The sequence below is a fragment of the Conexibacter sp. DBS9H8 genome (assembly GCF_023330685.1).
Taxonomy (GTDB): domain Bacteria; phylum Actinomycetota; class Thermoleophilia; order Solirubrobacterales; family Solirubrobacteraceae; genus Palsa-465.
On the sequence record NZ_CP097128.1, the window covers coordinates 2,836,925 to 2,863,237 of the forward strand.

General features: G+C 70.8%; 31 protein-coding genes and 2 tRNA genes. 13 read left to right on the forward strand and 20 right to left on the reverse strand.

Features of this window, described 5'->3' with window-relative positions:
• Positions 1-50: 50 nt before the first annotated feature.
• Positions 51-230: a DUF1059 domain-containing protein gene (locus M3M55_RS13505; RefSeq protein ID WP_249010021.1), complete on the forward strand. Its 180-nt coding sequence runs from the start codon at positions 51-53 to the stop codon at positions 228-230.
• Between the two features lie 5 nt (positions 231-235).
• Here the strand turns inward: M3M55_RS13505 and M3M55_RS13510 are convergent, their stop codons facing one another.
• From M3M55_RS13510 to M3M55_RS13540, 7 genes are all read right to left on the reverse strand, one after another.
• Positions 236-1,339: a hypothetical protein gene (locus M3M55_RS13510; RefSeq protein WP_249010022.1), complete on the reverse strand. Its 1,104-nt coding sequence runs from the start codon at positions 1,337-1,339 to the stop codon at positions 236-238.
• A 189-nt stretch (positions 1,340-1,528) separates the two neighbouring features.
• Entirely contained in the window at positions 1,529-1,891 is a 363-nt protein-coding gene (locus M3M55_RS13515) for an RNA-binding S4 domain-containing protein (protein WP_249010023.1), read from the reverse strand.
• A complete protein-coding gene (locus tag M3M55_RS13520) occupies positions 1,891-2,220 on the reverse strand; it encodes a translation initiation factor (protein WP_249010024.1) in 330 nt (109 codons plus the stop codon). Before M3M55_RS13520 ends, M3M55_RS13515 begins: the two co-directional genes overlap by 1 nt.
• Before the next feature lie 10 nt (positions 2,221-2,230).
• Positions 2,231-2,638 (reverse strand): PPOX class F420-dependent oxidoreductase, encoded by a 408-nt coding sequence (locus M3M55_RS13525; protein WP_249010025.1) that lies wholly within the window; start codon positions 2,636-2,638, stop codon positions 2,231-2,233.
• 237 nt (positions 2,639-2,875) lie between these two features.
• Positions 2,876-2,949 (reverse strand) — tRNA-Arg (locus M3M55_RS13530).
• Between the two features lie 44 nt (positions 2,950-2,993).
• Positions 2,994-3,416, reverse strand: coding sequence for an OsmC family peroxiredoxin (locus M3M55_RS13535; RefSeq protein WP_249010026.1), 423 nt, complete (start codon positions 3,414-3,416; stop codon positions 2,994-2,996).
• 37 nt (positions 3,417-3,453) lie between these two features.
• On the reverse strand, positions 3,454-3,924 hold the full coding sequence (locus M3M55_RS13540) for a MarR family winged helix-turn-helix transcriptional regulator (protein ID WP_249010027.1): 471 nt from the start codon (positions 3,922-3,924) through the stop codon (positions 3,454-3,456).
• Positions 3,925-4,137: 213 nt separating this feature from the next.
• On the opposite strand from M3M55_RS13540, the gene M3M55_RS13545 reads away from it, so the two are divergent.
• From M3M55_RS13545 to M3M55_RS13555, 3 genes are read left to right on the forward strand one after another with little or no spacing between them, the layout of a single operon-like run.
• Positions 4,138-4,548, forward strand: coding sequence for a hypothetical protein (locus M3M55_RS13545; RefSeq protein WP_249010028.1), 411 nt, complete (start codon positions 4,138-4,140; stop codon positions 4,546-4,548).
• Between the two features lie 20 nt (positions 4,549-4,568).
• On the forward strand, positions 4,569-5,300 hold the full coding sequence (locus M3M55_RS13550) for an ABC transporter ATP-binding protein (protein WP_249010029.1): 732 nt from the start codon (positions 4,569-4,571) through the stop codon (positions 5,298-5,300).
• Complete coding sequence (locus tag M3M55_RS13555) at positions 5,297-6,406, forward strand: ABC transporter permease (protein ID WP_249010030.1); 1,110 nt, start codon at positions 5,297-5,299, stop codon at positions 6,404-6,406. The genes M3M55_RS13550 and M3M55_RS13555 overlap by 4 nt, the downstream gene beginning before the upstream one ends.
• 26 nt (positions 6,407-6,432) lie before the next feature.
• Here M3M55_RS13555 and M3M55_RS13560 read toward each other — a convergent pair.
• Positions 6,433-6,506 (reverse strand) — tRNA-Pro (locus tag M3M55_RS13560).
• A 117-nt stretch (positions 6,507-6,623) separates the two neighbouring features.
• On the opposite strand from M3M55_RS13560, the gene M3M55_RS13565 reads away from it, so the two are divergent.
• Both M3M55_RS13565 and M3M55_RS13570 read left to right on the forward strand, forming a co-directional pair.
• Positions 6,624-7,082: an OsmC family protein gene (locus M3M55_RS13565; protein ID WP_249010031.1), complete on the forward strand. Its 459-nt coding sequence runs from the start codon at positions 6,624-6,626 to the stop codon at positions 7,080-7,082.
• Between the two features lie 11 nt (positions 7,083-7,093).
• Complete coding sequence (locus tag M3M55_RS13570; protein WP_249010032.1) at positions 7,094-7,684, forward strand: CoA pyrophosphatase; 591 nt, start codon at positions 7,094-7,096, stop codon at positions 7,682-7,684.
• A gap of 21 nt (positions 7,685-7,705) precedes the next feature.
• On the opposite strand, the gene M3M55_RS13575 is transcribed toward M3M55_RS13570, so the two are convergent.
• On the reverse strand, positions 7,706-8,110 hold the full coding sequence (locus tag M3M55_RS13575; RefSeq protein ID WP_249010033.1) for a hypothetical protein: 405 nt from the start codon (positions 8,108-8,110) through the stop codon (positions 7,706-7,708).
• Here M3M55_RS13575 and M3M55_RS13580 point away from each other — a divergent pair.
• Positions 8,099-9,190 (forward strand): hypothetical protein, encoded by a 1,092-nt coding sequence (locus tag M3M55_RS13580; RefSeq protein ID WP_249010034.1) that lies wholly within the window; start codon positions 8,099-8,101, stop codon positions 9,188-9,190. The two genes, M3M55_RS13575 and M3M55_RS13580, sit on opposite strands and share 12 nt — an antisense overlap.
• A 63-nt stretch (positions 9,191-9,253) precedes the next feature.
• Here M3M55_RS13580 and trxB read toward each other — a convergent pair whose 3' ends face one another.
• Genes trxB through M3M55_RS13595 form a run of 3 tightly spaced genes read right to left on the reverse strand, consistent with a single transcriptional unit; the run spans position 9,254 to position 12,215 of the window.
• The gene (gene trxB, locus M3M55_RS13585) at positions 9,254-10,234 is read right to left on the reverse strand and encodes a thioredoxin-disulfide reductase (RefSeq protein WP_249010035.1); all 981 of its coding nucleotides are present in this window, start codon (positions 10,232-10,234) and stop codon (positions 9,254-9,256) included.
• A complete protein-coding gene (locus M3M55_RS13590; protein WP_249010036.1) occupies positions 10,231-11,304 on the reverse strand; it encodes a lysylphosphatidylglycerol synthase transmembrane domain-containing protein in 1,074 nt (357 codons plus the stop codon). Before M3M55_RS13590 ends, trxB begins: the two co-directional genes overlap by 4 nt.
• Complete coding sequence (locus tag M3M55_RS13595; RefSeq protein WP_249010037.1) at positions 11,304-12,215, reverse strand: phosphatase PAP2 family protein; 912 nt, start codon at positions 12,213-12,215, stop codon at positions 11,304-11,306. The genes M3M55_RS13590 and M3M55_RS13595 overlap by 1 nt, the downstream gene beginning before the upstream one ends.
• Positions 12,216-12,389: 174 nt before the next feature.
• Between M3M55_RS13595 and coxB the strand changes: the two genes are divergently transcribed.
• The 6 genes from coxB (at position 12,390) to M3M55_RS13625 (ending at position 17,133) form a co-directional block, all read left to right on the forward strand.
• Entirely contained in the window at positions 12,390-13,307 is a 918-nt protein-coding gene (gene coxB / locus M3M55_RS13600; RefSeq protein ID WP_249010038.1) for a cytochrome c oxidase subunit II, read from the forward strand.
• A gap of 20 nt (positions 13,308-13,327) precedes the next feature.
• Positions 13,328-15,034 (forward strand): cytochrome c oxidase subunit I, encoded by a 1,707-nt coding sequence (ctaD, locus tag M3M55_RS13605; protein WP_249010039.1) that lies wholly within the window; start codon positions 13,328-13,330, stop codon positions 15,032-15,034.
• A gap of 45 nt (positions 15,035-15,079) precedes the next feature.
• Positions 15,080-15,985: a heme o synthase gene (locus tag M3M55_RS13610; RefSeq protein WP_249010040.1), complete on the forward strand. Its 906-nt coding sequence runs from the start codon at positions 15,080-15,082 to the stop codon at positions 15,983-15,985.
• Positions 15,986-16,117: 132 nt separating this feature from the next.
• Entirely contained in the window at positions 16,118-16,417 is a 300-nt protein-coding gene (locus M3M55_RS13615) for a hypothetical protein (RefSeq protein WP_249010041.1), read from the forward strand.
• A gap of 12 nt (positions 16,418-16,429) precedes the next feature.
• A complete protein-coding gene (locus M3M55_RS13620; protein ID WP_249010042.1) occupies positions 16,430-16,693 on the forward strand; it encodes a hypothetical protein in 264 nt (87 codons plus the stop codon).
• A complete protein-coding gene (locus M3M55_RS13625; protein ID WP_249010043.1) occupies positions 16,693-17,133 on the forward strand; it encodes a hypothetical protein in 441 nt (146 codons plus the stop codon). The genes M3M55_RS13620 and M3M55_RS13625 overlap by 1 nt, the downstream gene beginning before the upstream one ends.
• Before the next feature lie 24 nt (positions 17,134-17,157).
• Here the strand turns inward: M3M55_RS13625 and M3M55_RS13630 are convergent, their stop codons facing one another.
• From M3M55_RS13630 to glmM, 8 genes are all read right to left on the reverse strand, one after another.
• On the reverse strand, positions 17,158-17,979 hold the full coding sequence (locus M3M55_RS13630; RefSeq protein WP_249010044.1) for a hypothetical protein: 822 nt from the start codon (positions 17,977-17,979) through the stop codon (positions 17,158-17,160).
• A 91-nt stretch (positions 17,980-18,070) separates the two neighbouring features.
• A complete protein-coding gene (locus M3M55_RS13635; protein WP_249010045.1) occupies positions 18,071-18,274 on the reverse strand; it encodes a cold-shock protein in 204 nt (67 codons plus the stop codon).
• Positions 18,275-18,375: 101 nt separating this feature from the next.
• On the reverse strand, positions 18,376-18,783 hold the full coding sequence (locus M3M55_RS13640) for an HIT family protein (protein WP_249010046.1): 408 nt from the start codon (positions 18,781-18,783) through the stop codon (positions 18,376-18,378).
• A gap of 47 nt (positions 18,784-18,830) precedes the next feature.
• Entirely contained in the window at positions 18,831-20,312 is a 1,482-nt protein-coding gene (locus M3M55_RS13645; protein WP_249010047.1) for an HDIG domain-containing metalloprotein, read from the reverse strand.
• Positions 20,309-21,412: an alanine racemase gene (gene alr / locus M3M55_RS13650; protein ID WP_249010048.1), complete on the reverse strand. Its 1,104-nt coding sequence runs from the start codon at positions 21,410-21,412 to the stop codon at positions 20,309-20,311. Before alr ends, M3M55_RS13645 begins: the two co-directional genes overlap by 4 nt.
• Entirely contained in the window at positions 21,409-22,860 is a 1,452-nt protein-coding gene (locus M3M55_RS13655) for an NAD(P)H-hydrate dehydratase (RefSeq protein ID WP_249010049.1), read from the reverse strand. The genes alr and M3M55_RS13655 overlap by 4 nt, the downstream gene beginning before the upstream one ends.
• A gap of 30 nt (positions 22,861-22,890) precedes the next feature.
• The gene (gene glmS, locus M3M55_RS13660; RefSeq protein ID WP_249010050.1) at positions 22,891-24,840 is read right to left on the reverse strand and encodes a glutamine--fructose-6-phosphate transaminase (isomerizing); all 1,950 of its coding nucleotides are present in this window, start codon (positions 24,838-24,840) and stop codon (positions 22,891-22,893) included.
• Between the two features lie 96 nt (positions 24,841-24,936).
• Complete coding sequence (gene glmM, locus M3M55_RS13665; protein WP_249010051.1) at positions 24,937-26,286, reverse strand: phosphoglucosamine mutase; 1,350 nt, start codon at positions 26,284-26,286, stop codon at positions 24,937-24,939.
• Positions 26,287-26,313: the final 27 nt, after the last annotated feature.

Consider the following 26,313-nt stretch of genomic DNA (forward strand, 5'->3'; position numbering starts at 1 on the left):
CAAGTGTCGGCGGGACCGGCATCGTCGATGCGAACGAGAGAGAGGCTCTGATGAAACAATTTGCCTGCGGTTCGGTCATTCCTGGCTGCCAAGCGGTGTTCCTGGCCGAGGAGGAGGACGAGCTGCTGCGGGAGATCGCCGCCCACGCGCGCGATGACCATGGGATCGACGAGATCACGCCCGACCTCGTGGCGTCCGTCCGCGAACACATCGCCAACGTCTCAGGCTGAACGAATCAGCGGGCCGACATGGTGATGAAGTCCCGCGCCCACCAGGCGTCAAAGAACGTGTCGGCCCCGCGGACGGTGGCCATCAGGGTCTGTCCGTTCGCGGGCGCAGCAAGACCGTCGGGCGTCGACGGGGCGTAGGTGGCGAAGATCGGCCAGTCCGGGTTGATGTCGAGCTGCATGCCGCGAACCGCACCGGCGCGGACGAGCAGGTCGGCGACCTGCAGCGGGCTCAGTGAGGGTCCCTGCACGTAGACCAGGGCTCCGTCGGCGGTGAGCCCCAGTCCCGATCGCCACTGGTACTCGACACCCGGAACGGTGCTGGCACACGAGTCGGTCCCACAGGTGGCCCCCCACGCCTCCCAGTCGGGGCTCTCGGCGGCGGCGGTCGGACGCCCGCCGGCCACGAGCGGAACGAGGTTCTGGCGCACGGCAACGACCTGCGGGGTCATCCTCACGTCGACCCCCCACGCACCGATCGTGACCCGTCCCCTGCTGTCGATGACGAGCGAGGCCGCCCCGGCACGCAGCGGCACGATGACCCGGTGCTCGGTGTAGTAGCCGCCCTCGGCCGCGGGCATCATGAAGCCGCCGTTGAAGGCGGCGACGAGGCTCCGGGCGGCGGCGGGCTCGACAGGTGCCGTGTAGCGGTAGGGACCACCGCCCGGGCTCTCTGATCCCGAGTACAGCCGCGCGGACAACAGCCGCGTGTCCATCCACGCGAGACCGGCCGGGGTCGATCCGCCGGGTGGCAGCAGGGTCGTCTCATAGACCGCCGGTGTGCCGCCGACTCGGCGGCCGGCGGGATGCCAGATTCCCTGCCCCGGCCCAGGACTGAAGGGTTCCAGGCGGGCTGGGACCGGGAGGGATGCAAGGGCCGGCCGCGGGGTCGTGACCGTCCGGGTCGCCGCCAAGTCGACCGGCCCTCCGGATCCGTGGGAGTGGCCGCCCTCGCGCACTTGGGGTGAGCGGGTGGGCGGGGAGCCCGCCCGCGTCCCGGGAACGGCGGCCTGGGCACGGGTCACCGGTGCACGCGCTGCGCTGCCGCAGCCTGCGAGGAGGATGGTGGTGACGAACGCGACGACAACGGCTGTCCTCCGAGCGTGGGCCATGGACAGAAAGACTAGAGCCGGGGTCCTGTGGCCGTTCCGCGGAACGCCCACAGGTAACGATGGTCTGTGATCACCTACACGCCGGTTGCCCCGGCGGCGGTGGTGCGTTCCGCGGAACGCGGCGACATAACGTTTGTTCGTGATCGCATACAGGGGCGGAGAGCCCCGGCCCTCCGGCGGCGTACCGGCTCAGTGGGGGCGGGTGGCGTCGAAACGCCGGCGCTCTCGTTTTGTCGGCCGCGGCCCGAGGTTCACCGGCGCCCCGAGGCGGCGCAGCTCGGCTTGGCGTTCGCGCTCGCGCGTACTCGCCTCCGTCTCCTCATAGAGCCGGGCGACCTCAGGGGGCGAGACCCGCCGCGGAGCCGCCCCGCGGACGACCACCGTCCGGCTCGCCGGACCGAGGCTGATCTCCACCTCGTCACCGGGCTCCACCTCACGGCCGGGCTTGACCGCCTGGCCGTTGACGTGGACGCGGCCACCCTTGACGGCCTCGGCGGCCTGAGTGCGCGTCTTGAACAGTCGCGCGGTCCACAGCCACTTGTCGATGCGCATCAGCCACCGGCACGGACGGGCCGGTACCCCTCAGCCTCGAGCACGGCGATGACCACGTCACGATGGTCGCCCTGCAGTTCGATCACGCCGTCCTTGACCGCACCACCGACACCGCAGCGGCGCTTCAGGGTGCCGGCGAGCTGCCTGAGGTCGGACTCGTCGAGGGGGAGACCGAGAACGGAGGTGACCGTCTTGCCCCGCCGTCCGGCGGTCTCACGGCGGACCCGAACCCGTTCAGAGGTCCGGGGCGGCACGGACGGTATCGACGCGGGCTGGGAGCGCAGGTCTCCCCCCTCCGTCGAGTAGACGATCCGGGTCGCGCGCGCCATCGGGATAACGCTACCGCCTCGCGGGCTCGGTGATCTTCAGGATCACCCGGGTGGGCTCATCCGGATCCTCACCACCCCGGTCGGCGGCGATGACCTTCATCCGCTCGCCGTATTTGGATCGGATCGCCTCCCGCAGGCGGCGCACCTCGTCCCCATCGGTGACGATCTCCGCCACAGCCGTCACGGTGGCGGCGTCCTCGCTGAGGACACCGCGGCGATCACAGGGACGCAACTGGACCCGCGGATCGTGACGCAGTCGCTTGACCTTGCCCGACCGCGCGGTCGTGGTCACCAGCAGGACACCGCTCCCGTCGGTGGCCGGCGCGATCCAGACCGGCACCGAGACGGGCACGCCCGAGCGCCGGTAGGTGGTCAGGGAGACGAACTCCTCCGGTGCGAGGTCGGCAAGCGTGGTCATGGGGTCAGCGTCGCAGGAACCGCCGGCGCAGGTGATGCCGTGGTGCAGCGTTTCTGACGTGTCGTGTTCTCTGATGACCTTGGCGAGGACCTGTTCGGGGTCGGGAGTTTCTCCGCTTGGGGCAGTCATCCGATGGCTACAAACCAAGGAACTCCCGTGACCCAGACGGCCCTGACGGCACCCGCCAGAGCAACTGCGTCACAGTCTGCCTGCCCGGTCCCGGCAGGCATTTCTCGATGCGCCCGGCAGGACTCGAACCTGCGACCTGAGGATTAGAAGTCCCCTGCTCTATCCAGCTGAGCTACGAGCGCGAGCGGTCCGGTCCCGGTCGCGTGGACCGGGACCGGGGCCAGCGTCAGGCTAGCGACGCCTGCAGGGTGATCTCGGGCACCCCGGCGAGCGCCTTGGAGACCGGACAGTTGGCCTTGGCCCCCTCCGCGGCGGCGATGAAGCCCGCCTCATCAAGGCCGGGGACCTCGCCGACGGTGCTGAGGGCGATGCTCGTGATCATCGGGGCGCCGTCGACCATGCGCAGGCTGACGGTTGCGTCCGTCTTCACCGACGTGACCGGGGTGCCGGCGTCGGCGAGTCCGGCCGACAGGGCCATCGAGAAGCACGCGGCGTGCGCGGCGGCGATGAGCTGCTCGGGATTGGCCCCGGGAGCGTCCTCGAAGCGGGTCTTGAACGAGAACGCGCCGCTGATCGACTCTCCGGCACTGAAGCTGCCGGTGCCGGTCCTCAGGTCGCCTTGCCATTCCGCCATGGCCCGTGCTGGCATCTCGGTGCTCCTTTGATTCGAGGGTGGGGGGCCAAGACTAGCCCTCGGCGGCCGCCTCCCAGTCCACCTCATTGTGGCCGAGCTTGGCGAGCAGGTCCCGCAGTTGACTGCGCTCGCCGCCGTCGAGCCCGGCAAGCAGATGATCCTCGACGCACTGGAGGGCGCGGTCGACGTCTGCGAGGGCGCGCTCCCCTTCGCTCGTGAGCTCGATCAGCGCGCGCCGGCGGTCGGAGCGGTCGCGGCGGCGCAGGACGAGCTGGTGATCCTCGAGGTCGTTGAGCAGACCCACCGTGCTGGAAGGGTCCATGCACAGCCGTTCGGCGAGTACCTGCTGGGCGGTCGGGCCATGCCCGCGGAGGTAGCTGAGGGCGACGACGTGGCGCTGGCGGAGGCCGAGCGGCTCGAGGGCGAGCTCGAAGCGCTGGCGGACGACCCGGGCGATCCGGGCGATCAACATCGTCGCGTGCGCCGGAACGGGACCGGCGCTCTCGGCGGGCGGAGCGGACATCGAAGGGAGCAGTCTAAATCCTCCAATGAAAAGGCTTGAGGCTTCTTATACGATTCTGGCAGGCGCCATGTTTGACCTCCCCACAAGCATCGGCGCTCGGGACCGCGTGCATTGCGAATCCGCCACGACCAGGAGGTCACGATGAATCCGTTCCGATCGGGAAGCGAGCCAATCCCACGCCCGGCTCGGCGCCGCCTGCCGTGGCTGGCGACCGTGTTGACGCTCGTTCTCGCCCTGCCGGCCGTGGCCCTCGCAGCCGCCCCGCCGTTCCACGTCGCCGTGTCCGCCCCCACGCACACGCCCCTCACCTGCACGAACTGGGACATCACCGTCCACGTCACGCGCGGCCGGGAGCGGCTCGCCGGGCGGGTGACCCATTACGACTTCCTCTTTGACGGCCAGAACGTCAGCGGCAGCCAACGGGCCGGCGACCGGGCCAACCACTACGGAGACTTCCGCGACGGCATCTTCCGGGACGTGCTGGTCTTTCCCACCGCCGCCCAGAACGAGCCGCTCACCCTGCAGGTCTGGGTCAACACCCGGTTCGGCCAGCGGGTGGCGGGCAGCTTCGCGGTACGCCCGAAGGCGAACCCGCACCGTCAGTGCAAGGTCAACGGACACTGATCTCCAAGCCGACCGGGACGATGGCGCCCACGACAGCCCCCGAGGACGGGAACCACCCGGCGGCGGGCGCCCGGATCGTGCTCGAGCACGTGTCGCGGGCCTACGGGCCCGCGACCGTGCTCTTTGACGTCTCCTTCACGATCGGCCCGGGCGAACTGGTTGCGCTCACCGGGCCGTCCGGGTCTGGCAAGACGACCCTGCTGCAGCTGATCGGCAGCCTCGACCGACCGAGCAGCGGAACGATCCGCGTCGATGACACCGCCGTGGAGTGCCTCACCCACCCCGCCGACTTCCGCCGTGACACGGTCGGCTTCGTGTTTCAGCTCCACCACCTCCTCCCCCACCTCACCGTCGAGCAGAACGCCGAGCTGAGTCTCGTCGCGGCCGGGATCCCCCGGCGCGAGCGGCACGAGCGGGTGCTCGACCTGCTTGAGGAGGTCGGGCTGGCCGACCGGGCCGACGACTTCCCCAAACAGCTCTCCGGCGGCGAGCGCCAGCGGGTCGCGATCGCCCGTGCGCTCGCCGGGCGCCCGAGGCTCGTCCTCGCCGATGAACCGACCGGTGCGCTCGACACGGGCACGTCAGCGCGGATCTGGGAGCTGCTGCTGGACCTCCGCGCCCGCCACAACACGACGCTGCTCGTCGCCTCCCACGACCTGACCCTGCTCGAGCACGCCGACCGTGAGCTGCGCCTCGTCGACGGGCGCCTGCTTCCCTCCAGCTCCCCGACCCCGGTCAGCGAGCTGACGTGAGCGCCGTCACCCAGACCGTCGTCGCTCTGCAGCGCCGTCCGCTGCGAACCTTCCTCACCGCGCTCGGGACGGCACTCGGGATCGCGACGATCGTCGCCCTGCTCGCGGTCGCCGACGGCGCCAAGCGCAGCGCCGGTGAGTTCTTCCATCTCGGCGCCTCCGATCTCGGCCTGTTCCAGGCCGACGCGGCCGACCCGACGACGTCGGTCCTGCCCCTCAGCCTCGGCCACACGCTGCTGGCGACCCCCGGGATCACCGGCATCTCTCCGATCCTCCTGATGATCGAGGACATCCCCTCCCAGCTCGGGGCGGTCGTCTACGGCGTCGAGCCGCACACGTTCCTCACCGATCGGATGGTGTTCCTCTCCGGACACATGTTCGCCGGCCGCAACCAGGTCGCCGTCGGGAACCTGCTCGCCCAGACGATGCATCTCCGCGTCGGGTCGGCGCTCGTGATCGCCCACCACCGCTTCACCGTGTCGGGCATCTTCCACATCGGGGTGAGCATCCAGGACACGGGCGCATTCATCCCGCTCGCCACCGCGCAGGCGATCACCGACAAGCCCGGGGAGACGACGACCTTCGCGGTCAGACTCGGAATCGGCACGCGCCCCCAGGTCGAACGTGCCCGGCTCAAGCGACGCTTCCCCGGGCTGATCGTGATCGCCGACGGTGAGGAGGCCCCCCGCGCCGGCGCGAACGCCGCCCTACTGGCCAAGGCGGCGACGGTGATCGCTGTGCTCGCGATCATCATCGGCGGCATCGGCGTGATGAACACGATGCTGATGTCGGTGATCGAGCGCCGTTCGGAGTTCGCCCTCCTCTCCGCGGTCGGCTGGAGCGGACGCCAGATCGCGATCCGCGTGCTGATCGAGGGCGTCCTGACGACGATCCTCGGCACCGCCCTCGGTCTGCTGCTCGGCGTGATCGGCGCAGGCCTGCTCGTCCACGTGCTCGGCGCCGGCGAGTTCGTCACCCCCGACGTCACCGCCTGGGATCTCGGTGACGCGCTGCTCGTCGGCGTGCTGCTCGGGGTGCTCGGCGGGCTCTACCCGGCGTGGCGGGCGGCGCGGGTGTCCCCCGCCCAGGTGCTCGCCGCACGTTGAGTGCGACATCTCCACCATCGGTTCAGTCGGGGTGCCCGGATTTGAACCGGGGATCTCGGCCACCCAAAGGCCGCGCGTTACCAGGCTTCGCTACACCCCGTGCGGGAAGCCAGTCTAGTCGGCGCCCCCGTGGCGGGCCGGAACGGTCCGCCCGTCCCCCTGGTGGCGCTAGCATCGAATTGATCTACCTGTGTCGGCCCTTCGTAGGAAGGCAGCAATGAGAGCGACAGCCCACCGTCAGACCGGAACGACCTTCACCCACACCGTGGATGTGCGCCAGCACCACGTGCGAGTGGATGAGCCGACCGAGCTCGGCGGGGACGACGAGGGTCCCAGCCCCCAGGAGCTGCTGGCGGCCAGCCTCGCCTCCTGCACGGCGATCACGGTGGAGATGTACGCCAAGCACAAGGGCTGGGATCTCGGTGCCCTGGAGGTGGCGGTCGAGTACACGCCGGCCGAGCGTGGCTGTCCGACCAAGTTCGTCCTCGAGCTGCGCCTCCCGCCCCAGACGACGCCCGAACAGCGTGAACGCCTGCAGGTGATCGCCGCCAAGTGCCCGGTCCACCGCACCCTCGAAGGTGAGGTGATGTTCGAGGACAGAGTCACCGTGCTCGACCCCGACGGCGCTCCCCGGGACGAACCGCGCAAGCGACGCGGGCTGCTCGCCCGCACCTGATCGCCGACCGCGTGACGAGCACCCTCGGAACCGGCCCGTGCGGCGCCGCCGCGCGGTTCGGCGATCGCCTGCTCGACGTCGAGACGGCCAGCACCCTGGAGGTCGCCGCGACCCTTCGCTCCGCCGTTCTGCTCACCCTCGCCGAACGGCACGGCGACTTCTCGGTCCTGTTCACCCGCCGCCGAGACGATCTGCGCCGTCACCCCGGTGAGATCTCCCTCCCCGGCGGCCGGATCGAGCCCGGGGACGCCAACCTGCTCGCCACGGCGCTGCGGGAGGCCGAGGAGGAGGTCGGGCTGCCCGCGACGGAGGTGCACGTCCTCGGCGCCCTCGCCCCGACCCCGACGATCGCCACCGGGTTTGCCATCTACCCGTTCGTTGGGGCGGTCGCGCCGGACACCGAGTGGAGTGCGGATCCCTCCGAGGTGGCCGAGCTGATCGAACTGCCGCTGCGGGCCCTGCGGGCCGGCTACGGACGCCGGCGCCTCACCCGGCGCGGGCTGCCGATCCGCACCGACACCTATGTCGTCGGTGACACCCTCATCTGGGGGGCGACGGCCCGCATCCTCGCCGACCTGTTCGAGCGGATCGAGCTCGACTGAGGCGACGCGGCGACGGGCCGGTCAGGCCTCGGGGCGCCGGCGCATCTCCTGGCGCTCAGACCACAGACCGAGTTCGATCTCATCTTCGCTGAGGGCGGGTTTGCCCCGCGCCGCCCGCTTGGCGTTCGTCGCCGCGAGCAGCTCACTGAGGTCGTCGGCCTCCAGCAGCCGCTCCTCCTCGGCCGACAGCCCCTGGCTCGGCGCCTTGGGCATCCAGGCGCCGCGATCCCGGCGCTGCGCACCCGTTTTTGTCCGGTTGAGGAACCCCATGTCCGCAAGGCTACCGGCCGTGAGCAACTTTGCCGCCGGTGGCCCGTTCAAGGCCAACATCAGCGTCCAAACCCGATCGTCGCCGGTGACGGCGTCCTCATCTACGGCCAGCTGCGCGGCCGGGCCGTCGCCGACCGGCGGATCGTGCTGCTGCACCGCCTCGCCCGAGCCCCCCGGTTCACGGTCATCTCGGTGACCCGGACGAACCAGGACGGCTTCTACGAGTTTCCCCGTGCCGAGGGGGTCGTGCTCACCAACCGGTCATGGTTCGTCCGCGGCCCGCGCGGCAGCTTCTCCCACACGCTCCACGAGCGGGTCGCCGCGACGGCGACGCTCATGGAGTCGACGTCGAGCACCGAGACCGGGCAGCGAGTCACGTTCACGGGAACGGTCACCCCGGGCGCTTCGAACCGGCGGGTGCTGCTCCAGCTCCAGGTCGGCCCGAACGGCCGTGCCTGGCGGACGATCGCCGCGACCAGGACGAACGGGTCCTCGGCGTTCACGATCACCAGGGCGCTTGCCCGCACCGGCGAGGACACCCTGCGGGTGCTCGTTCCCGGCGACGCGGTCAACGTCGCCGGCACCTCGGACCCGGTGACCCTCGCCGTCCAGCAGGCCCAGAACCCGGCCTTCACGATCGCGGCCTCCGCGCCACAGATCACCGTCGGTGACCCGCTCACCCTGTCGGGCAGCCTCAGCCCGGTCGCGGGAACGACCCTGCCCACCGCCGGCACGGCGGTCGCGCTCTACGGACGCACGGCGGGCGGGCGTCTGCAGGAGATTGCGACGACGACGACGCAGCCCAACGGCAGCTACCGCTTCACCGTCACCCCGTTGCACAACACCGCCTACGTGGTCGAAACGGTCGCCTCCCCCGCCGCCCACAGCGCGAGCCTGTCCGTCGGGGTCGCTGACGCGGTCACGATGGCCGCGAGCGCGACGACCACGACGGCTGGGTCCGCCGTGCACTTCAGCGGCAACGTCAGCCCCGATCACGCCGGTCACCCGATCTACCTGCAGATGCAGACCGCTCAGGGCGGCTGGCAGAACATCGCCGTCCACAGCGTCAACCGCGGCTCGCGCTTCGGCTTCGTCTACCGCTTCGGCCGGGACGGCACCCACGTGGTCCGAGCTCGGATCTTCGGCGGTTCGGCCAACGTCGGCGCGGGGTCGGTCCCGATCACCATCACCGTGGCCGGGACGGCTCCCGCCGCCAGCCTGCCGACCGCCGGCTGACCGCCGTAGCGATCCTTCCGCGGGTGGTCTACTCAGACCACCCGCGGACCGGGCCGTCCGGTCCTACGCCTCGGCGAGCGCCTCGTCGGCGTCGCTCGGGGCAGGGCTGTCACGCAGGTACCACTCGGCGTCGAGGGCGGCCTGGCAGCCGGATCCGGCGGCGGTGATCGCCTGGCGGTAGGTGTGATCGACGAGGTCTCCGGCGGCGAACACGCCCGGAACGCCCGTACGGGTCGACCGGCCCTCGCAGACGACGTAGCCGTTCTCATCGAGGCTCACCTGCCCGGCGACGATCTGGGACTGGGGAACGTGACCGACGGCGATGAACGCACCGGCGATCTCGAGCTCCTGGAGGCTGTCGTCACCGGTGTGACGGAGACGGACGCGGGCGAGTGGACCCGCCTCTCCGGCGAGGAAGGCGTCGACCGTGTAGGGGGTGAGGAAGCGGATGTTCGGAACCTCGCGGGCACGCTCGATCATGATCTTCGACGCCCGGAAGCTGTCACGGCGGTGGACGACGATCACCTCGGAGGCGAACTTGGCGAGGAAGATCGCCTCCTCCATCGCCGAATCGCCGCCGCCGACGACGATCGTCGGGACGTCCCGGAAGAACGCGGCATCGCAGGTCGCGCAGTAGCTGACCCCGCGACCGGAGAGGAGCTCCTCCCCCTCGACCCCGAGCTTCTTGTGCTGGGCGCCCATCGCGAGGATGACCGTGCGGGCGCGGTGGAGCTCGCCGCCGACGTCAACGGTGTGCAGGCCGCCGTCGCGAGCGAGCGTGAGGCCGGTGACCTCGTCGGTCTCGAGCCGGGCGCCGAACCGCTGAGCCTGTTCGCGCATCTGGGTCATCAGCTCGGGACCCATGATTCCGGCGGGGAAGCCCGGGAAGTTCTCGACCTCGGTCGTCTGCTGGAGCAGGCCGCCCCACGCCCACCCCTCGATCACGAGCGGGTTGAGGTTCGCGCGCGCCGTGTAGAGAGCCGCGGTGTAGCCGGCGGGTCCGCTTCCGACGATGACGACGTTCTCATAGGCGCTCGAGCTCATACTTCAGAAAGGGTAGCGTCGTCCCAATCCCGCACGGTGCGGCGCAGTTGCAGGTAGGCGATGAGCCCGGGGATGGTCGGCATCCAGAAGCTGATCGCCCGGTAGGCGAGGACGGCGACGACGGCGCCCTGCACGCTCACGCCGAAGGCACTGAAGGAACCGATCAGCCCGCCCTCGACCCCGCCGACCCCGCCCGGGATCGGCAGCAGGTTCGCGAGCCAGCCGACGAAGTAGGCCATGATCACGACGGCGGTGTGCGGGTGGTACCCGAAGGCGTGGAAGGACGCCCACAGGCAGGCGATATCGAACCCCCAGTTGGCGAGCGCCCCGAGCAGGGACGGGTCGCGGCGGCGGACGAGCCCGATCGCCGTACGAACCCCCGCCGCGGCGGAGGCGGGCACGGTCGCCAGGCGCCGGGCGATCGAGCCGATCCGCCCGGTCCCACCGGCGCGGCGGGCGACGAACCGTTCAAGGTCGGTGGGGATGAGGGCGACGGCGAGGAAGACGACGATCGCGAAGGCGCCGAACAGGGCGGGAATGACCGTGATCGCGAACGGGCCCGCCCCGGGCCAGACATGGAAGTAGAGGCCGAGCCCGTCGATCAGGAGCGTTCCCATGTAGACGCCGTAGAGGATCACGAGGAAGGCGATCATCCGGGCCGCGAGGGTGCGGGCCTCAACGCCGGCCCGGCGCAGCGCCCACACGGTGAGGGCGACGCCGCCGGCGCCGCCGCTGGAGAACAGCCGGGTGGCGACGCCGGAGGCGAGGGAGATCTGATAGCTCGCCCGCCAGTTGATCCGGGCCGCCCGGTGCACGAACACGGCCCGGAACAGGGCGGTGTAGCCGACGTAGGAGAACACCTCGAGGATGACGGCGACGACGAGCCACCAGACGTTGCCCTGGCCGAGGCGCTTGAACGTCGCACCGAGCCCGACGAGCTTGGGGAGGGCGAAGTAGAGGAAGGCGAGGACGACGAGGACAAAGACGCCCGTCCCGAGCAGCCGCCGGCGGGTGAGGACGATCCGCGGGGCCTCCTCCGTGACCGGTTCGCGCGCCTCGTCCACCGGCATCAGCGGCCGCGCGCGAGCCCTTGGAGCGTGTCGACGGCCCACACGAGCGACCGCGCCGGTGCGGTCAGGCGGCCGGCGGCCCGTCGCACCGACTCCGCGAGCAGTCCGCCGGCCAGCAGGTCGACGGCGTAGTGCTCCCCGAGGTAGATGAGCGCGAGCCCGAGCGTCGCCGTGTAGGTCCAGCCGACGGCCGCGGGGACCGGGCCGACCTCCTCGAGGGCCCGGGCGGCCATCACCGAGGTGGCGAAGTGCATCGACGGCATCGCCGCAAGCGGGTTACCGCCGAGGGCGGAGTACAGCCCGCCCCAGCGGTTCCCCCAGAACAGCTCGCCGTACTCGCGCATCATCCGGCGCACCGGGAGCGGGTCCTCATGACCGAGGTAGCCCTTGACGGCCGCCCACCAGGGCGGAGCGGTCGGCACGAGCCAGTAGACGATGGCACCACAGTCGAAGGTCGCATAGAGGCGTGCGGCGGCAGGGGCGAAACGGTCCGGCCGCCGAGCGAGAACATAGAGCACGGCCAGGTGCGGGACGGGAAACCAGACCCAGTGGCACCACACGAGGATCCGCTCGAACCGGTTGATCTGACCTTCGCGAGCGAAGCGGCGCTGGAGACGCTCGGAGGGGACGGTGCCGAGCCCGATCACCCGATCGACGTCGATCGGGTACTGCACGTGCACCCGTTCGGCGAGGCCGGCCGGATCGTCGTAGGGCATCTCATAGGCCGCGAAATACGCCCACATCTGCGCCATGCAGACCGCGACGGCGCGCCTCCGGCCGCGCGGAACGAGCACGCCGGTGGCGAGGGGACCCGCGGCGGCGGCGGCGAGCACGAGCCGGCGCGGAACCGCGTAGCGGCGACGGAGCAGGGGCAGCGCGGCAGCGGACGCGAGAACAGCCCCCGCCGTCACAGTGATGGCTCCTCGCGCGCGCAAAGCGGGGGCTCAGTATATGCCCCACCCCGAGAGCGCCTCCGCCCTGAGGAGGAGTTCGGCTCCGCCCTGAGACGGAGCGGCCGGCGGACACACTCCGGGGACGCGGGCAGCCGACCTCGCAGGGGCCTCGGGAGGTAAGATGCAGGCGCTTTGAAGAGATCACGCCCCCCACTCCAACTGCTCGCCTCCCGTCCTCGCCGGTTGCTCGCCGTTGCGGGCTCCGTGATCCTCGGGTCGCTTCTGTTCGCCTCCAGCGCCCTGGCGAACTGGGATGTCCCCAAGTCCGGCGGCTCCCCGAACGCCAACAGCGAGGAGACGCTCTACCTGATCGTCTCGTGGGTCGCGCTGTTCGTCTTCCTCGCCGTCGAGGGGGCGCTCGTGTACGCGATCTGGAAGTTCCGGGCCAAGAAGCACCCGGTCGCCGAGCAGTTCCACGGCAACACCAAGGTCGAGCTCGGCCTGACCGCCGGGGCCGCCGGAATCCTCGTCGTCCTTGCCGTCGCGACCTTCGTCACGCTTCCGAGCATCATCAACCCGCCGAACTCGGACGCCTCGGCCGGGCAGGTGCTGTCGGCGAGCCTCAACACGCCGCGCCCGCCGAACGGCAAGGAGCTCACGATCTGCGTGCTCGGACGGCGCTTCATCTGGAAGTACGTGTACGGGAACGGCTGCAACAAGGACTACTTCACCAAGCACCTCCCATACTCCTACCAGGAGATGGAGGCCCCCGCCGGCGTCACGATCGACCTCGTCATCCAGTCCAGCGACGTCATCCACTCCTGGTGGGTGCCCAAGCTCGGCGGCAAGGTCGACGCCGTCCCCGGCTACACGACCCACACGTGGTTCAAGGCGCTGCACGCCGGCGTCACCTACTACGGCCAGTGCGCCCAGCTGTGTGGCCGCGGCCACGCCTTCATGACCGCGCTCGTCAAGATCGTCACCCCGAGCCAGTACGTGGCGTGGCTCGCCCAGCAGAACCGGCTCATCACCGACCAGGGCATCCAGGTCGGCCAACTGCGCCAGGATCTGATCAAGTCCGGCGGCCTCACCTCCAACGGCGTCTTCTAAGGAGCGGAAAGAACAAGCCCATGTCCACCACGTCCCAGGCCACCATCCGCCCCGTCCCCGAGATCCTCGTCCATGAGGTGCAGCGCCCGAGTTCGCGCAAGTGGGTCGACTGGGTGCTGACGACCGATCACAAGAAGATCGGGATCATGTACATCGTCCTCACCTTCGTGTTCTTCGCTCTCGGCGGCACCGAGGCGCTGCTCATCCGCAGCCAGCTTGCCGTGCCGAACAACACGCTGATCAGCAGCCAGACCTACAACGAGCTGATCACCCTGCACGGGACGACGATGATCTTCCTGTTCGTCGTGCCGATCATGGCCGGCTTCGGCAACTACTTCGTGCCGTTGATGATCGGCGCCCGGGACATGGCGTTCCCTCGCCTCAACGCGCTCTCCTTCTGGCTGCTCGCCGCCGGCGGGATCGTCTTCTACGCGACCCTGTTCTGGCACCCGCCCGACGCCGGCTGGTGGTCCTACCCGCCGCTCTCCTCGATCCAGTACTCCCCCTCGGGCGGACAGGACGCGTGGATCTTCCTCATCCACCTCACCGGCCTCTCCTCACTCGTCGGGGCGGTCAACTTCTACGTGACGATCGTCAACATGCGCGCGCCGGGCATGAGCTGGGGCCGGCTGCCCCTGTTCGTGTGGTCGATCCTCATCTACGCGATCCTGCTGATCATCGCCCTGCCGGTGATCGCCGCCGCGGTGACGATGCTGCTGACCGACCGCCACTTCGGCACCCACTGGTTCGACCCGACCTTCCACGGGTCGCCGGTCCTGTGGGAGAACCTGTTCTGGTTCTTCGGCCACCCCGAGGTGTACATCATGATCCTCCCCGGGTTCGGGATCATCTCCGAGGTGCTGCCGGTGTTCGCCCGCAAGCCGATCTTCGGGTACAAGGCGATCGCCGCCTCGACGATCGTGATCGCATTCCTCGCCACGCTCGTGTGGGCCCACCACCTGTTCACCGCGCCGATGCCGCTCGCGGTGCTCGCGTTCTTCATGCTCAGCTCGTTCCTGATCGGAATCCCGACCGGGGTGAAGATCTTCAACTGGATCGGCACGCTGTGGCGCGGGTCGCTCGTGATGACCGCCTCGATGTACTGGGCGCTCGGGTTCATCTTCACGTTCCTGATCGGCGGCATCACCGGCATCTTCCTCGCCGTGTTCCCCGTCGACTGGCAGCTGAACGACACGTACTTCGTCGTCGCCCACTTCCACTACGTGCTGATGGGCGGCGCCGTGTTCACGATCCTCTCCGGCACCTACTACTGGTATCCGAAGATGACCGGGCGGCTCTGCAACGAGCGGCTCGGCAAGATCTCCTTCTGGATCTCCTTCATCGGGTTCAACCTGACGTTCTTCCCCCAGCACGCCCTCGGGCTCTCGGGGATGCCGCGACGGATCTACACCTACCAGCCGGGATTGGGGTGGTCGACGTTCAACCTGGTCTCCTCGATCGGCGCCTACATCCTCGGGATCGGGATGCTCCTCACCTTCTGGAACTTCCTGCGCTCCTACAAGACCGGGAAGATCGCCGGACCCGACCCGTGGAAGGGCAACACGCTGGAGTGGTTCACCCAGTCCCCGCCGCCGGTCAACAACTTCGACGTGATCCCCTACGTTCGCTCGGTCGAGCCGATGAAGGACATCCGCCGTCAGATCGAGATCGACACCGGGGTCATCCAGAAGACCGGTGGGGCCGAGCAGTTCACCCGGGCGCAGTAGCGCCCGGGTGTCCCGCCTCCCCTGACTGCAGGTAAGCTGATCGACGTGAGCGCTCAGAGTTCCTCCGCGGCGCTTGCCGTCGCGCCTCAGTCACGCCTGCGCCAGCTGCTGTCGGACTACCTGGAGCTGACCAAGCCGAAGGTCCAGTCGCTGCTGCTGCTGACGACGATCACGACGATGGAGGTCGCCGGCAACCCCCCGGCGAGCAAGATCGCCCTCGCCTGCCTCGGTGGCTACCTGTCCGCCGGCGGCGCGGGCGCGGTCAACCACTACTGGGACCGCGACATCGACGCGCAGATGGCCCGGACCGCGTCACGCCCGGTCCCCAGCGGCCGGGTCTCCCCACGGGCGGCCCTCACCTTCGGGCTCAGCCTCGCGGCGCTCAGCTTCCTGCTGATGAGCCTCACCCTCAACGTGCTCGCCGCCTCACTCGCCCTCGCCGGGTTCGTCGGCTACGTCGGGGTCTACACGATCTGGCTGAAGCGGCGCAGCCCCCAGAACATCGTCATCGGCGGCGCCGCGGGGGCGATTCCACCGCTCGTCGGCTGGGCGGCCGTGCACAACTCGCTGTCGTGGACGGCGGTCTACCTGTTCGCGATCGTCTTCTACTGGACGCCCCCCCACTTCTGGGCGCTCAGCCTGCTGATGAAGGACGAGTACGCGAAGGTGAAGATCCCGATGCTTCCGGTCGTCCGCGGCGAAGCCGAGACGCGCCGTCAGATCCTCCTGTACTCCCTGCTCCTGTACGCGCTCACCCAGCTGCCCGCGTGCACGGGGATGTTCGGCATCATCTATGAGGCATGCTCGATCGTTCTCGGCCTCGTCTTCGTGATCGGCGCCGTGATCCTGTACCGGCGTGCGGACCGCCGCTCCGCACTGCGCCTATATCTGTACTCGCTTGCCTACCTGGCGCTGCTGTTCTGCGCGATGGTCGTCGACGTCAAGCTCTGACTGAAAGAGGTACATTTCCCCCATGGATAAGAAGCTGGCCCAGAAGAACCTCCGCACCGGCCTGATCGCCGGCGCGATCTGCTTCTTCATGTTCGGCGCGACCTTCATCGTCGCCGCGATCTACCTGCACTCGTGAGCGACGCGCAGACAGGCTCACGCTCGGGCGCGACCGGGACCACGACGTCATCGGTGATCTCCGACGATCAGTTCGTCCCGGCGGCCGGTGAGGAGATTCACCTCCCTCCGGGGACGCCGCTCCCGCTCATCCTCGCGATCGGCATCACCCTCGTCCTCGTCGGCCTCACCGAGGGCCTGTGGTGGATCGGCATCGGCGCCGTCCTCTTTGTCGTCTCCCTCGTCATCTGGATCCGGGACACCCGCAATGAGATCGCCCATCTCCCGGATGAACACGGCACCCCCGCCCACCACTAGACCGGAGACGGCATGAGGATCAAGGACAAGTACCGCTTCCGCGCCCCGTCGGGCCGTGAGGTGATCATCGAGGCCGAGCCCGATGTGCGCTACGTCGACCACGAGTCCGGCGAGCTGCTCGTCCCCGTCTCCCGGCTCACCCCGGTCGCACCGACGGGTTCAGAGCTGCCCTGGGCGGTGGACAACCTGCGCTTCTGCAACCACTGCGACCAGCTCTGCCAGAAGGACCTGACGATCTGCCCGACCTGCAGCGGGCAGCTCGAACCGATGCTCTGATGCGCCCCGCCGGCGTCCTGCTGCCGGTCGCCGCGGTCCTCACCGTGGTCACTCTCAGCGCCTGCGGCGGAGGCGGTGGTAACGCGGCGGACACCTCCGGGGCGCCGCCGCTGACGGTGCCGGCAAGCTCACAGCCGGTCGCCCCGCAGACGACGGCGACGACGTCCACGACCGGTTCAACGTCGACCCCGGCAACGAGCGGGGCCTCGTCCACCGGTGGCGGGTCGGCGGCGAGCAGCGGCGGAGCCGCCGTCAGTTCGGGCGGTTCGGCGGGGCCATCCGGATCGACCGCCGGTGCCGCCACCGGCGGCGGTTCGGCCACCAGTGGCGCGACGAGCGGGGGCGGGACCGCGGGGGCCGGTGCGGGCGCCGCCACCACCAGCGCCGGAACCGGAGGGTCAGGCGCGGTGACCTCCACGACCGGCGGCGCCGGCTTCTGAGACCACCGACACCCCCGGGCGACGTCAGCGCCGACGGAACCGGCGGTGCGCGCGAACCCGAGTGGAGGCCGGGTTCACCCGGTGGGGCCGGGCGTGACGTCCGCTCAGCCGGCGGGCGAGGTCGGCGGCGGCGATCGGTGTCGGCGTCGTGATCTCCGTCGCGCTGTACTCGATGCGGGTGCCGGTGTAGCTGCAGCCATAGGTTGACTGATCGCCGATAGTGAGCGGCGTCGCGAGCGTCGGCGCCGCCCCCGTGCAGGTCGCCGCGCCACCGGCCGCCGGGGCGGTGGGAACCCGCGGCTGGCGGTAGGCGAAGCTCGACTTGGCGAGGTCGATCGACAGCACGGGCGCCCACGTCGCGGTGCTGAGGGCGATCACCTCTCCCGGCACGACGGGAAGGGCCTGGCCGAGCGGAAACTCAAACAGCCCGCCCTGGTAGGAGGCGAGCTCCTGGGGGGCGCTCTGGGCGACCACCTCCCACCGGTTGCGCCCCGGAGCGCCGGTGCTGCGCAGCACCGTCAGCTGCGCCTGAGGCGGCCCGCCGTAGCTCTTGTCCAGCCCCGACACGTAGCTCTTGGCGGCTGAGGAGACACCGACGGTCATGGCGGTGAGGACCCCGTCCTGCTTGACCCGGGTCGGCATGAAGATTCCGTCGCTGACGGTCTCCAACCCGGTCATCTGGGTGAGCAGGATCGTGCAGTTCGCCGCGGTCGTGCCCGCCGGGCAGGTCGGAGCAGCCAGTGGCGTCGTCGTCTGCCCGAGCTGCACCTCTCCGGCGGCAGCCGCCGCAGGGACGCCGAGGGCGAGCAGGGAGGTGGCCACAGCGGCCAACGGGAAGCGTCTCATCAGCTCATTAAACCGACGCTCCGCGTCGATGTTGCGCGTTTGCTTGCAGGGCCCGGGCGGCGCGGGAAGCACCGACCCGGGCCTGCACCGCTCACAGCTTGGCGACGTTGACCGCCTTGGGACCCTTGGGCCCCGCCTCCTCCTCATAGCTGACCTTCGCGCCCTCCGGCAGTGACCGGTAGCCGTCCCCGGTGATGCCGCTGAAGTGGACGAACAGGTCACGTCCCCCGTCGTCGGGGGTGATGAAACCGAACCCCTTGTCGTCGCTGAACCATTTGACGGTTCCCGTTGCCATGTTGTTGCCTGACCCCTTTGCTGCTCTCTCGCCTCGTCCCGCCCCGGTTGCCGGCCCCGCGGAATCGCGCCTACCGTATCAGCCCGCCGTCACGAACCGGGTCAGCGGAGCCGCTCGGCGAGAGCGGCGATCTCCGTCGGTTCGCCCGGCTCGGGGACCCACGGGAGGCGTAGCGGATCACCGGCGTAGCGGGGAATGACGTGGAAGTGGAGGTGAAAGACCGTCTGCCAGCCCGCGGCGCCGCAGGAGTTGATCAGGTTGACGCCATCGGCGCCGAGCCGCTCGCTCACCCGCCGGGCCATCCGCTGGGCGCTGAGCACGACCGCGCCGAGATCGCCCTCACCGATCTCAAGGACATCACGGGCGTGTGCCTTGGGGATGACGAGGAGGTGGCCGGGGGTGCCCGGGGCGATGTCCATGAACGCGAGCGTGCGCTCATCCTCGTGGACACGGTGGGCCGGCAGCGCCCCCGCGACGATCTGGCAGAAGATGCAGTCGGGATCGCTCACGCTGCGAGGCTAATACAGGAGCGATCCGCCTGCGCCACCGCCTGAGCTCACCCCCCCACGCCGGGTGGCGCGGGGGTCGCGGCAGACGTCGCCGCGGGCGCGGCGAGCCAGCGCCGGGCGTGGGCGACAGCCGCTGCTCTGCCGTCGGCAAGTTCGCCGGCGTAGCGGGCGGCGGTGAGCTCGGCGAGCGTCTCGGCCAGCCACGGGCCGGGGGGCCGGCCGAGCTCAGCGGCGAGCGCGTCACCTCGGATCGGGGGCCGCGGTGGCTGCGCGCGGTAGGCGAGCACGGCGGGCCACAGCTCCCGGGCGAGGTCGAGGTGGGCGGCGATCGCCGCCTCGGCGTTGCGTCCCCGGGTGGCGAGCCGGTCGGCGATCGACAACAGCGTCACGTCGGCGCTGACTGAGTCACACGCGTTGAGATAGTCGTAGCGAGCCCGGGCGGAGAGGGGACGGTGATGGACGAGGAACCCGAGGCGGAGGTGGTGGCGGGTGAGATCGGCGACGTGGGCGCGCACCCGTTCGGAGGCCCGCAGACGCTCGAGGATCGCCCGGGACAGGTCCGCGCCGGCGAGGTCGTGGCCAAAGAAGGTGACCCGGCCCTCCGGGCTCACCGCCCGCGTCTGGGGCTTGGCGATGTCGTGGAGCAGTGCCCCCCAGCGCAGCAGTTCGCCGCGGGTCATCCCCTCGGCGACCGGTTCGGCGAGCAGCGCGGCGACCGAAGTGGCGGGCACATCGAACACAGCGGCTGGGTCGCGGGTGAGCGTCACCGCGTAGGCGAGCGCCTCGAGCGTGTGCCCGTGCACATCCCGGTGGTGGTAGATGTTCTGCTCGACACCGTGAAGGTTGACAAGCTCTGGGAGCACGACCGCGCTCGCCCCGAGCCCCTCGGCGTAGTCGAGGCCCGTGTGGGGGTCCCGGCCGGCGAGCACCTGCCTGAGCTCGGCGAAGATCCGCTCGGCGGCGGTGCCGGCGAGCCCGGGCGCGGCCGCACGGGCGGCGCGGACGGTGTCTGGGTCGACCTCGAAACCGAGGTCGGCGCCGATCCGGGCAAGCCGCAGGACGCGCAGCGGGTCGGCGTGAAACGCCGACGGACTGACCATCACGAGCCGCCGCGCCGCAAGGTCGGCCGCCCCGCCGAAGGGGTCGATGAGCGGCCCGCCGGCGAGCGGTCGGGCGATCGCGTTGACGGTGAGATCACGGTTGGCGAGATCCGCCTCGAGCGTCGACGCGCTCAGCGGGGTGACGTCGACCTGCCAGGCGCGGTCTGGGGCGGTCACCCGCCAGGCGCCGAAGGCGTCCGAGAGGCCGAACGCGCTCGCGCCGGTCCGGCGGGCGAGTGCCCGCGCGAGCGAGCGGGCGTCCCCGTCGACGGTGAGGTCGACGTCGTGGCTGGCCCGGCCGAGCAGCTCGTCCCGGAGCGCCCCGCCGACGAGCCAGGCGCGGTCGGTGAGGCCGGCGAGCCCACGTAGCACGGCCTCGGGCGGCCCGGTGGGACCGGGTGGCGGTGCGGATGGGAACGCTCCGCTCACAGCCCCGCCCCGTCACGATGGTAATGGCGCGGCACGCGAGCGCCGATCGCGCAAAGCACCTCGTAGTTGATCGTGTCGAGACGGTGGGCGAGCGCCTCGACGGTCTGGCGCTCGCTGCCGTCGGCACCGATCAGGGTGACCGGGTCGCCGACGGCCACCGTCGTCGTCGCACCGAGATCGACGGTGATGTTGTCCATGCTGACGGTGCCGACGAGCGGGTGGCGCCGCCCGTTGATGAGCACGTCACAGTTGTTGGTGAGCCGGCGGCTGACCCCGTCGGCGTACCCGATCGGGACGGTCGCCAGCCACCCGTCGGCGCTGGCGATGAACCGGCGGCCATACCCGGCGCTCTCCCCGGCGCGCACCGGCTTGACCGCCGCGACGTAGGAGCGAAGGCTGAGCACCGGCTCGAGTCCGTGCCGGGACGGATCCTCATTCAGCGGGTCGGCGCCGTAGAGGGCGATCCCGGTACGGACCATGTCGAGGTGGCTGGCGGGGAGGCGCAGGACGGCCGCGCTGTTGGCGGCGTGGACGGTCACTCCCGGCCGGGCGAGCCCCGCGGCGACCGGGGTGAAGGCGGCGAGCTGCGCGCGGGTGAAGTCGAGGTCACCGTCACTGGTGGCGAAGTGCGTGCAGACACCGACGAGCTCCGGGCCGGGGGTCGTCTCGATCACCGCCGCGACGGCGGCGACGGCGGCCGGGTCCCGGGTCCCGAGGCGGCCCATCCCCGAGTCGAACTTGACGTGCAGGCCGACGCGGTGGCCGGCGAGCGCGCGAACGAACCGCTCATCCCAGGCAACGAGCTCGGCGCCGGCGGCCAGTGCGACGGGGACCTCCTGTGCCGACAGTGCCCCGAGGACGATCAGGCGGCCGCCCGCCACCCCGGCCTCGCGGAGGGCGAGTGCCTCCCCGGCGGTTGCCACCGCGAGCGCGCCCGCTCCGGCCCCCAACGCCGCGCGGGCGACCTCGACGGCGCCGTGGCCGTAGCCGTCGGCCTTGACGACCGCACACAGCACGGACGGCCCGATCCGGCCCGCCAGGGTGGCGACGTTCCGTTCGAGCGCGGCGAGGTTGATCTCCGCGACGGCACGCAGGGTCACGAGCGACCCTCCGGCTCGAAGCCGTCGACGAACACAAGCCCGAGACGCTCGATCACGTCCGAGGCGATCAGCCCCTCAGCCCCGACCGCGGCCGCGGCGAGCGCACCGGCCCGAAGGTGGGCGTAGACGCCGGCGGCGGCGGCGCAGAAGGGCTCCATGCCGCGGGCGAGGTAGGCTCCGATCACCCCGGCGAGCACGTCCCCCGTCCCGGCGGTCGCCAGCGCCGGGACGCCGCCGGGGCTGATCGCCGTCTGGACGCCGTCGGTGATGATCGTGTCGTCCCCCTTGAGCACGACGACGGCACCCGAGCGGGTCGCCGCCTCCCGAGCGCAGGCGAGCCGCCGGGCGGCGATCTCACTCGAGGGGCGGCCGAGCAGCCGCCCGAGCTCTCCGGCGTGCGGGGTGATCACGGTCGCGCCGGAACGGAAGCTGAGCGCCTCGAGGTCGGTCCCAAGCGCGTTGAGGCCGTCGGCATCGAGGACGAGCGGACCGGCGGCGCCTGCGCTCACCCTCCGCACGAGCGCGGGGATGTCATCCTCGCGGCCGAGTCCGGGGCCGAGCACGACGACGTCGGCCCGGTCGAACCGGTCGTCGAGGTCGGTGCGGTCGGCGACCATCTCCTCCAGCAGCTTGGCCGCGAGCACGGGCAGCACCGCAGCGGGGACCGACACGGTGACATACCCGGCCCCGGCGCGGGCGGCGGCGCGGGCGACGAGCGCAGGCGCGCCGGTGTAGCGGGCAGATCCGGCGACGGCGAGGAGGTGGCCACTGGTGAACTTCGTCGAGTCCGCCCGCCGGCGTGGGACCTCCCCGAGGACCGCTTCAGTGAGCAGTCCGGTGTCGAGCCGGACCGGCGCGCCGACCGCCGGAATGCCGATGTCGACGATCGTCACCTCCCCGGCGTGGGCCTTGCCGGGCGCGAGCCAGAGGCCGGGGGCGGCGGCGTGAAAGGTGACGGTGTGGGCGGCCCGGACCGCCTCGGCGGCGACCTCACCGCTGCTTGCGTCCACGCCCGAAGGGACGTCGGCGGCGATGATCACCGCACCGCCGTCGGCAGCCGCGTTGATTGCGGCGATCGCCGCGGCGGCCGCCGGCCGCGGGGGTCCGGAGGCGCCGGTGCCGAGCAGGGCGTCGATCACCGCGGCGGCACCGGTGATCCGGTCCAGGTCGACCGGATCAGCGTCAGTCACCTCGATCAGCGTCACCTCGCGACCGTGGGCAGCCAGCGCCCGCGCAGCGACCCGGCCGTCACCCCCGTTGTTGCCCTTGCCCGCGAGCACGGCGATGCGCCCGTTCGGGACGATCGCGCCCGTCAGCCGGGCGAGGGCGGTGCCGGCCCGCTCCATCAGCGTGTCGGCGGCGATCCCGAGCGTGTCGATCGCCCAGCGGTCGATCGCGCGCTGGGCGGGCGCGTCGGGCAGGGGCTCGAGCCAGGCCGGGAGCGACACCCGCTCGAGTCTAGGGTCCGTCCGGGCGGCTCACTCGACGGTGACCGTCTTGGCGAGGTTGCGGGGTTGGTCGACGTTGAGCCCACGGCGCCTCGCGATCCCGTAGGCGAGGACCTGGAGGGGGACCACCGCGAGCAGCGGCGCGAGCAGCGGATCGGTCTGGGGCACCCGGATGACCTCATGGGCATGTCCGCCGATGGTGAGGTTGCCCTCGCTCGCGACCGCGATCACCCGCGCACCTCGAGCCCGGACCTCCTGTACGTTGGAGATGAGCTTGGCGAGGACCGGCGAGTCGGTGGCGACGGCGACGACGGGGGTCGACTCATCGAGCAGGGCGATCGGCCCGTGCTTCATCTCCCCGGCGGCGTAGGCGTCGGTGGCGATGTAGGAGATCTCCTTCAGCTTGAGCGCCCCCTCGAGTGCCGCGGGGACGCCGGCGTGACGGCCGATGTAGAGGAAGAAGTTCGCCGGGGCGAGCTGATCGGCGATCGCTCGGATGTGCGCCTCCTCCGCCTCGAGCAGGTGGCTGATGAGATGGGGCAGGCGCCGGATCTCGGCGACGAGGCGGGTCAGCTCGGCCCGGTCGAGCGTGCCACGCTGCTCGGCGAGGGAGAGGGCGAGCAGGTACAGCGCGGTGACCTGGGCGACGAACGTCTTCGTCGCGGCGACGCCGATCTCGAGCCCGGCCCGGGTGTAGAGGACACCGTCCGCCTCCCGGGTCATCTGACTGCCCATGATGTTTGTGAGGGCGAGCACACGGGCCCCCTCGCCCCGAGCGGTGCGCATCGCCGCAAGCGTGTCGAGCGTCTCCCCCGACTGGGAGATGCCGATGACGAGATCGTCGGGGCCGACGATCGGGGTGCGATAGCGGTATTCAGAGGCGACGTCCACCTCGACGGGCACCCGCGCCCACTGCTCGATCGCGTAGCGGCCGATCAGGCCGGCGTGGTAGGAGGTGCCACACCCGACGATGACGATCCGCCGGGCGCGGGCGATCAGCGCGGTGCTCATCTCCCCCTCGAAGTCGAGGTCGATCCCGTCCGTCCGGGTTGCCCGCTCACCGATCGTGTCGGCGACCGCGTCGGCCTGCTCGTGGATCTCCTTGAGCATGAACGTCTCATACCCCTGCTTCTCCGCCGTCTCGGGGTCCCAGTCGATCACCGAGATCTCCCGCGTGAGCGGCTCCCCGGCGACGGTCGAAAAGGCGGCGCCCTCGGCAGTGATGACGACGATCTCATCGTCGTTCATGTACTGGACGTGGCGGGTGTGGGCCATGAACGCGGGGACCGCGGAGCCGATGAAGGTCTCCCCGTCACCGCGGCCGACGATCAGCGGGCACTCCTTGCGGACGCCGACGAGCCGGCCGGGCTCATCGACGCTCATCGCGACGAAGCTGAAGTGGCCCTCCAGTTCACGGTAGGTCGCGCGAACGGCGTCGAGGAGACCGCCGGGCCTGTAGTGGAGCGCGATCAGGTGGGCGATCACCTCCGCATCGGTCTCGGAGGTGAACCGGGCTGGGCGGATCGGATCGGCGATCAGCCGGGCCTTCAGCGCGACGTAGTTCTCGACGATTCCGTTGAGGACGATATGGATCCGGTCGGCGCTGTCGTAGTGGGGGTGCGCGTTGGCCTCGGTCACCCCGCCGTGGGTGGCCCAGCGGGTATGCCCGATGCCGGTGCCGTGCGGAGGTGCGGGCGGCTCCCCAGCGCCGGATACGGGGTCTGCGTCCAGATCGGTGAGGGAGATCGCGGTGAAGGAGCCCGTCTCCGAGCTCGCGGTCTCCCGAGTGACGGTGCCGCGCTCCGCCAGGGCGGTCCGGAGGGCGCTGAGGTTGCCGACGGCGCGAACGGCGTCGATCCGGTCCCCGTCGATGACCGAGATCCCGGCCGAGTCATAGCCGCGGTACTCGAGCTTCTCGAGGCCGGCCATCAGCAGGGCCCGGGCCTCCTGGGGTCCGACGTATCCGACGATTCCGCACATCTGCGGGCAACTCCTTGATCTCTGAGCGGGAGGGCTGCTGATGTTATCTGCGCGGCCGGGCCCGGCTTTCCCGCCTCGGCCGCGACTCGGTATCCGTCAGCCGGGCGGGCCGGTGAGCGCAGCCTCGACGGCGGCCGCGATCTCGGCGCAGTGGGCGTCGGTCTCACTGACCGTCGGGGCCTCGACCATCACCCGCACGAGCGGTTCGGTGCCGCTCGCCCGGACGAGCACCCGGCCACGACCGGCGAGCTCGGAGTCGGCCGCGGCGATCGCGGCGATCACCGCGGGGGCACCGAGCGCCGCGGTGAGCGCAGAGCGATCGCCGGCGCGGAGGTTGACGAGCCGCTGGGGTAGCTTCTCCATCGCATCGCGGTCGCGGAGGTCGGCCCCGCCGAGGGCCTCGAGGATGAGCAGGGCGCTGGCGATCCCGTCGCCCCCGGGGGCGAACGCGAGGTCGATGATGTGCCCGGACTGCTCGCCGCCGAGGCGCCAGCCCCGCCGGCGCAGCTCGTCGAGGACGTAGCGGTCGCCGACCGCCGTCTGGGCGACCTCGATCCCGGCGTCGGCCATCGCCGCCTGGAAGCCGTAGTTGGTCATCACCGTCACGGCGACGCCGTCCCCCCACAGCGCTCCCGCCGCCTTCAGGTGCCGGGCGGCGAGGGCGATCAGCTCGTCGCCGTCGACGGTGATCCCCGCTCCGTCGACGGCGAGGACCCGGTCGCCGTCCCCGTCGAAGGCGAAGCCGAGCGTCGAATCGCCGGTCCCGAGCGCCTCGGTGAGCCGGCCGAGATGGGTCGATCCACAACCGGCGTTGATGTTCTGCCCGTCCGGACGGTCACAGAGCACAGTCACCTCGGCCCCGAGGCGGCGGAAGATCTCCGGGGCCGCCCGGTAGGTCGCCCCGTGCGCACAGTCGAGCAGGATCCGCTGCCCGCCGAGGTCGAGCGCACCGAACCGGGTGTGCAGTTCGCGCAGGTAGTCCTCGAGGGCACCGTGAAAGGTCCGCACGCGGCCGATCCGGGCAGGGCGGCGGCCCCCGTCGGGGTGCGGGGCCATCATCACCGCCTCAATCGCGACCTCGGTGTCATCGTCGAGCTTGAAGCCGTCGGGACCGAACAGCTTGATCCCGTTGTCCTCATACGGGTTGTGGGAGGCGGAGATGACCGCCGCGAGATGGAAGTCGTGACGGCGCAGAAGCAGCGGGGCGGCCGGGGTCGGCAGCACCCCGGCGAGGTAGGCGTCCCCCCCGGCGGCGGTCACCCCGGCGGCGAGCGCCGCCTCGAGCATCTCCCCCGACTCCCGGGTGTCGCGGACGATGAGTACCCGCGGGCGCGGTTCGGGGGAGAGTCGCACCGCCGCCCGGGCGAGCGAGAGAGCGAGCTCCGCGGTGAGGAACTCGCCCGCGACACCCCGGACTCCGTCGGTACCGAACAGTTGGCGGACCATCGCTGTGCTGCCGCGCTGCGGCGCCGT

What these genes read in the sequence shown, in the direction of transcription:
- M3M55_RS13505 (WP_249010021.1), top strand. Translation starts at nt 51, where the DNA reads ATGAAACAATTTGCCTGCGGTTCGGTCATTCCTGGCTGCCAAGCGGTG.
- M3M55_RS13510 (WP_249010022.1), bottom strand. Translation starts at nt 1,339, where the DNA reads ATGGCCCACGCTCGGAGGACAGCCGTTGTCGTCGCGTTCGTCACCACC.
- M3M55_RS13515 (WP_249010023.1), bottom strand. Translation starts at nt 1,891, where the DNA reads ATGCGCATCGACAAGTGGCTGTGGACCGCGCGACTGTTCAAGACGCGC.
- M3M55_RS13520 (WP_249010024.1), bottom strand. Translation starts at nt 2,220, where the DNA reads ATGGCGCGCGCGACCCGGATCGTCTACTCGACGGAGGGGGGAGACCTG.
- M3M55_RS13525 (WP_249010025.1), bottom strand. Translation starts at nt 2,638, where the DNA reads ATGACCACGCTTGCCGACCTCGCACCGGAGGAGTTCGTCTCCCTGACC.
- M3M55_RS13535 (WP_249010026.1), bottom strand. Translation starts at nt 3,416, where the DNA reads ATGCCAGCACGGGCCATGGCGGAATGGCAAGGCGACCTGAGGACCGGC.
- M3M55_RS13540 (WP_249010027.1), bottom strand. Translation starts at nt 3,924, where the DNA reads ATGTCCGCTCCGCCCGCCGAGAGCGCCGGTCCCGTTCCGGCGCACGCG.
- M3M55_RS13550 (WP_249010029.1), top strand. Translation starts at nt 4,569, where the DNA reads ATGGCGCCCACGACAGCCCCCGAGGACGGGAACCACCCGGCGGCGGGC.
- M3M55_RS13565 (WP_249010031.1), top strand. Translation starts at nt 6,624, where the DNA reads ATGAGAGCGACAGCCCACCGTCAGACCGGAACGACCTTCACCCACACC.
- trxB (WP_249010035.1), bottom strand. Translation starts at nt 10,234, where the DNA reads ATGAGCTCGAGCGCCTATGAGAACGTCGTCATCGTCGGAAGCGGACCC.
- M3M55_RS13590 (WP_249010036.1), bottom strand. Translation starts at nt 11,304, where the DNA reads ATGCCGGTGGACGAGGCGCGCGAACCGGTCACGGAGGAGGCCCCGCGG.
- ctaD (WP_249010039.1), top strand. Translation starts at nt 13,328, where the DNA reads ATGTCCACCACGTCCCAGGCCACCATCCGCCCCGTCCCCGAGATCCTC.
- M3M55_RS13620 (WP_249010042.1), top strand. Translation starts at nt 16,430, where the DNA reads ATGAGGATCAAGGACAAGTACCGCTTCCGCGCCCCGTCGGGCCGTGAG.
- M3M55_RS13625 (WP_249010043.1), top strand. Translation starts at nt 16,693, where the DNA reads ATGCGCCCCGCCGGCGTCCTGCTGCCGGTCGCCGCGGTCCTCACCGTG.
- M3M55_RS13630 (WP_249010044.1), bottom strand. Translation starts at nt 17,979, where the DNA reads ATGAGACGCTTCCCGTTGGCCGCTGTGGCCACCTCCCTGCTCGCCCTC.
- M3M55_RS13635 (WP_249010045.1), bottom strand. Translation starts at nt 18,274, where the DNA reads ATGGCAACGGGAACCGTCAAATGGTTCAGCGACGACAAGGGGTTCGGT.
- glmS (WP_249010050.1), bottom strand. Translation starts at nt 24,840, where the DNA reads ATGTGCGGAATCGTCGGATACGTCGGACCCCAGGAGGCCCGGGCCCTG.
- glmM (WP_249010051.1), bottom strand. Translation starts at nt 26,286, where the DNA reads ATGGTCCGCCAACTGTTCGGTACCGACGGAGTCCGGGGTGTCGCGGGC.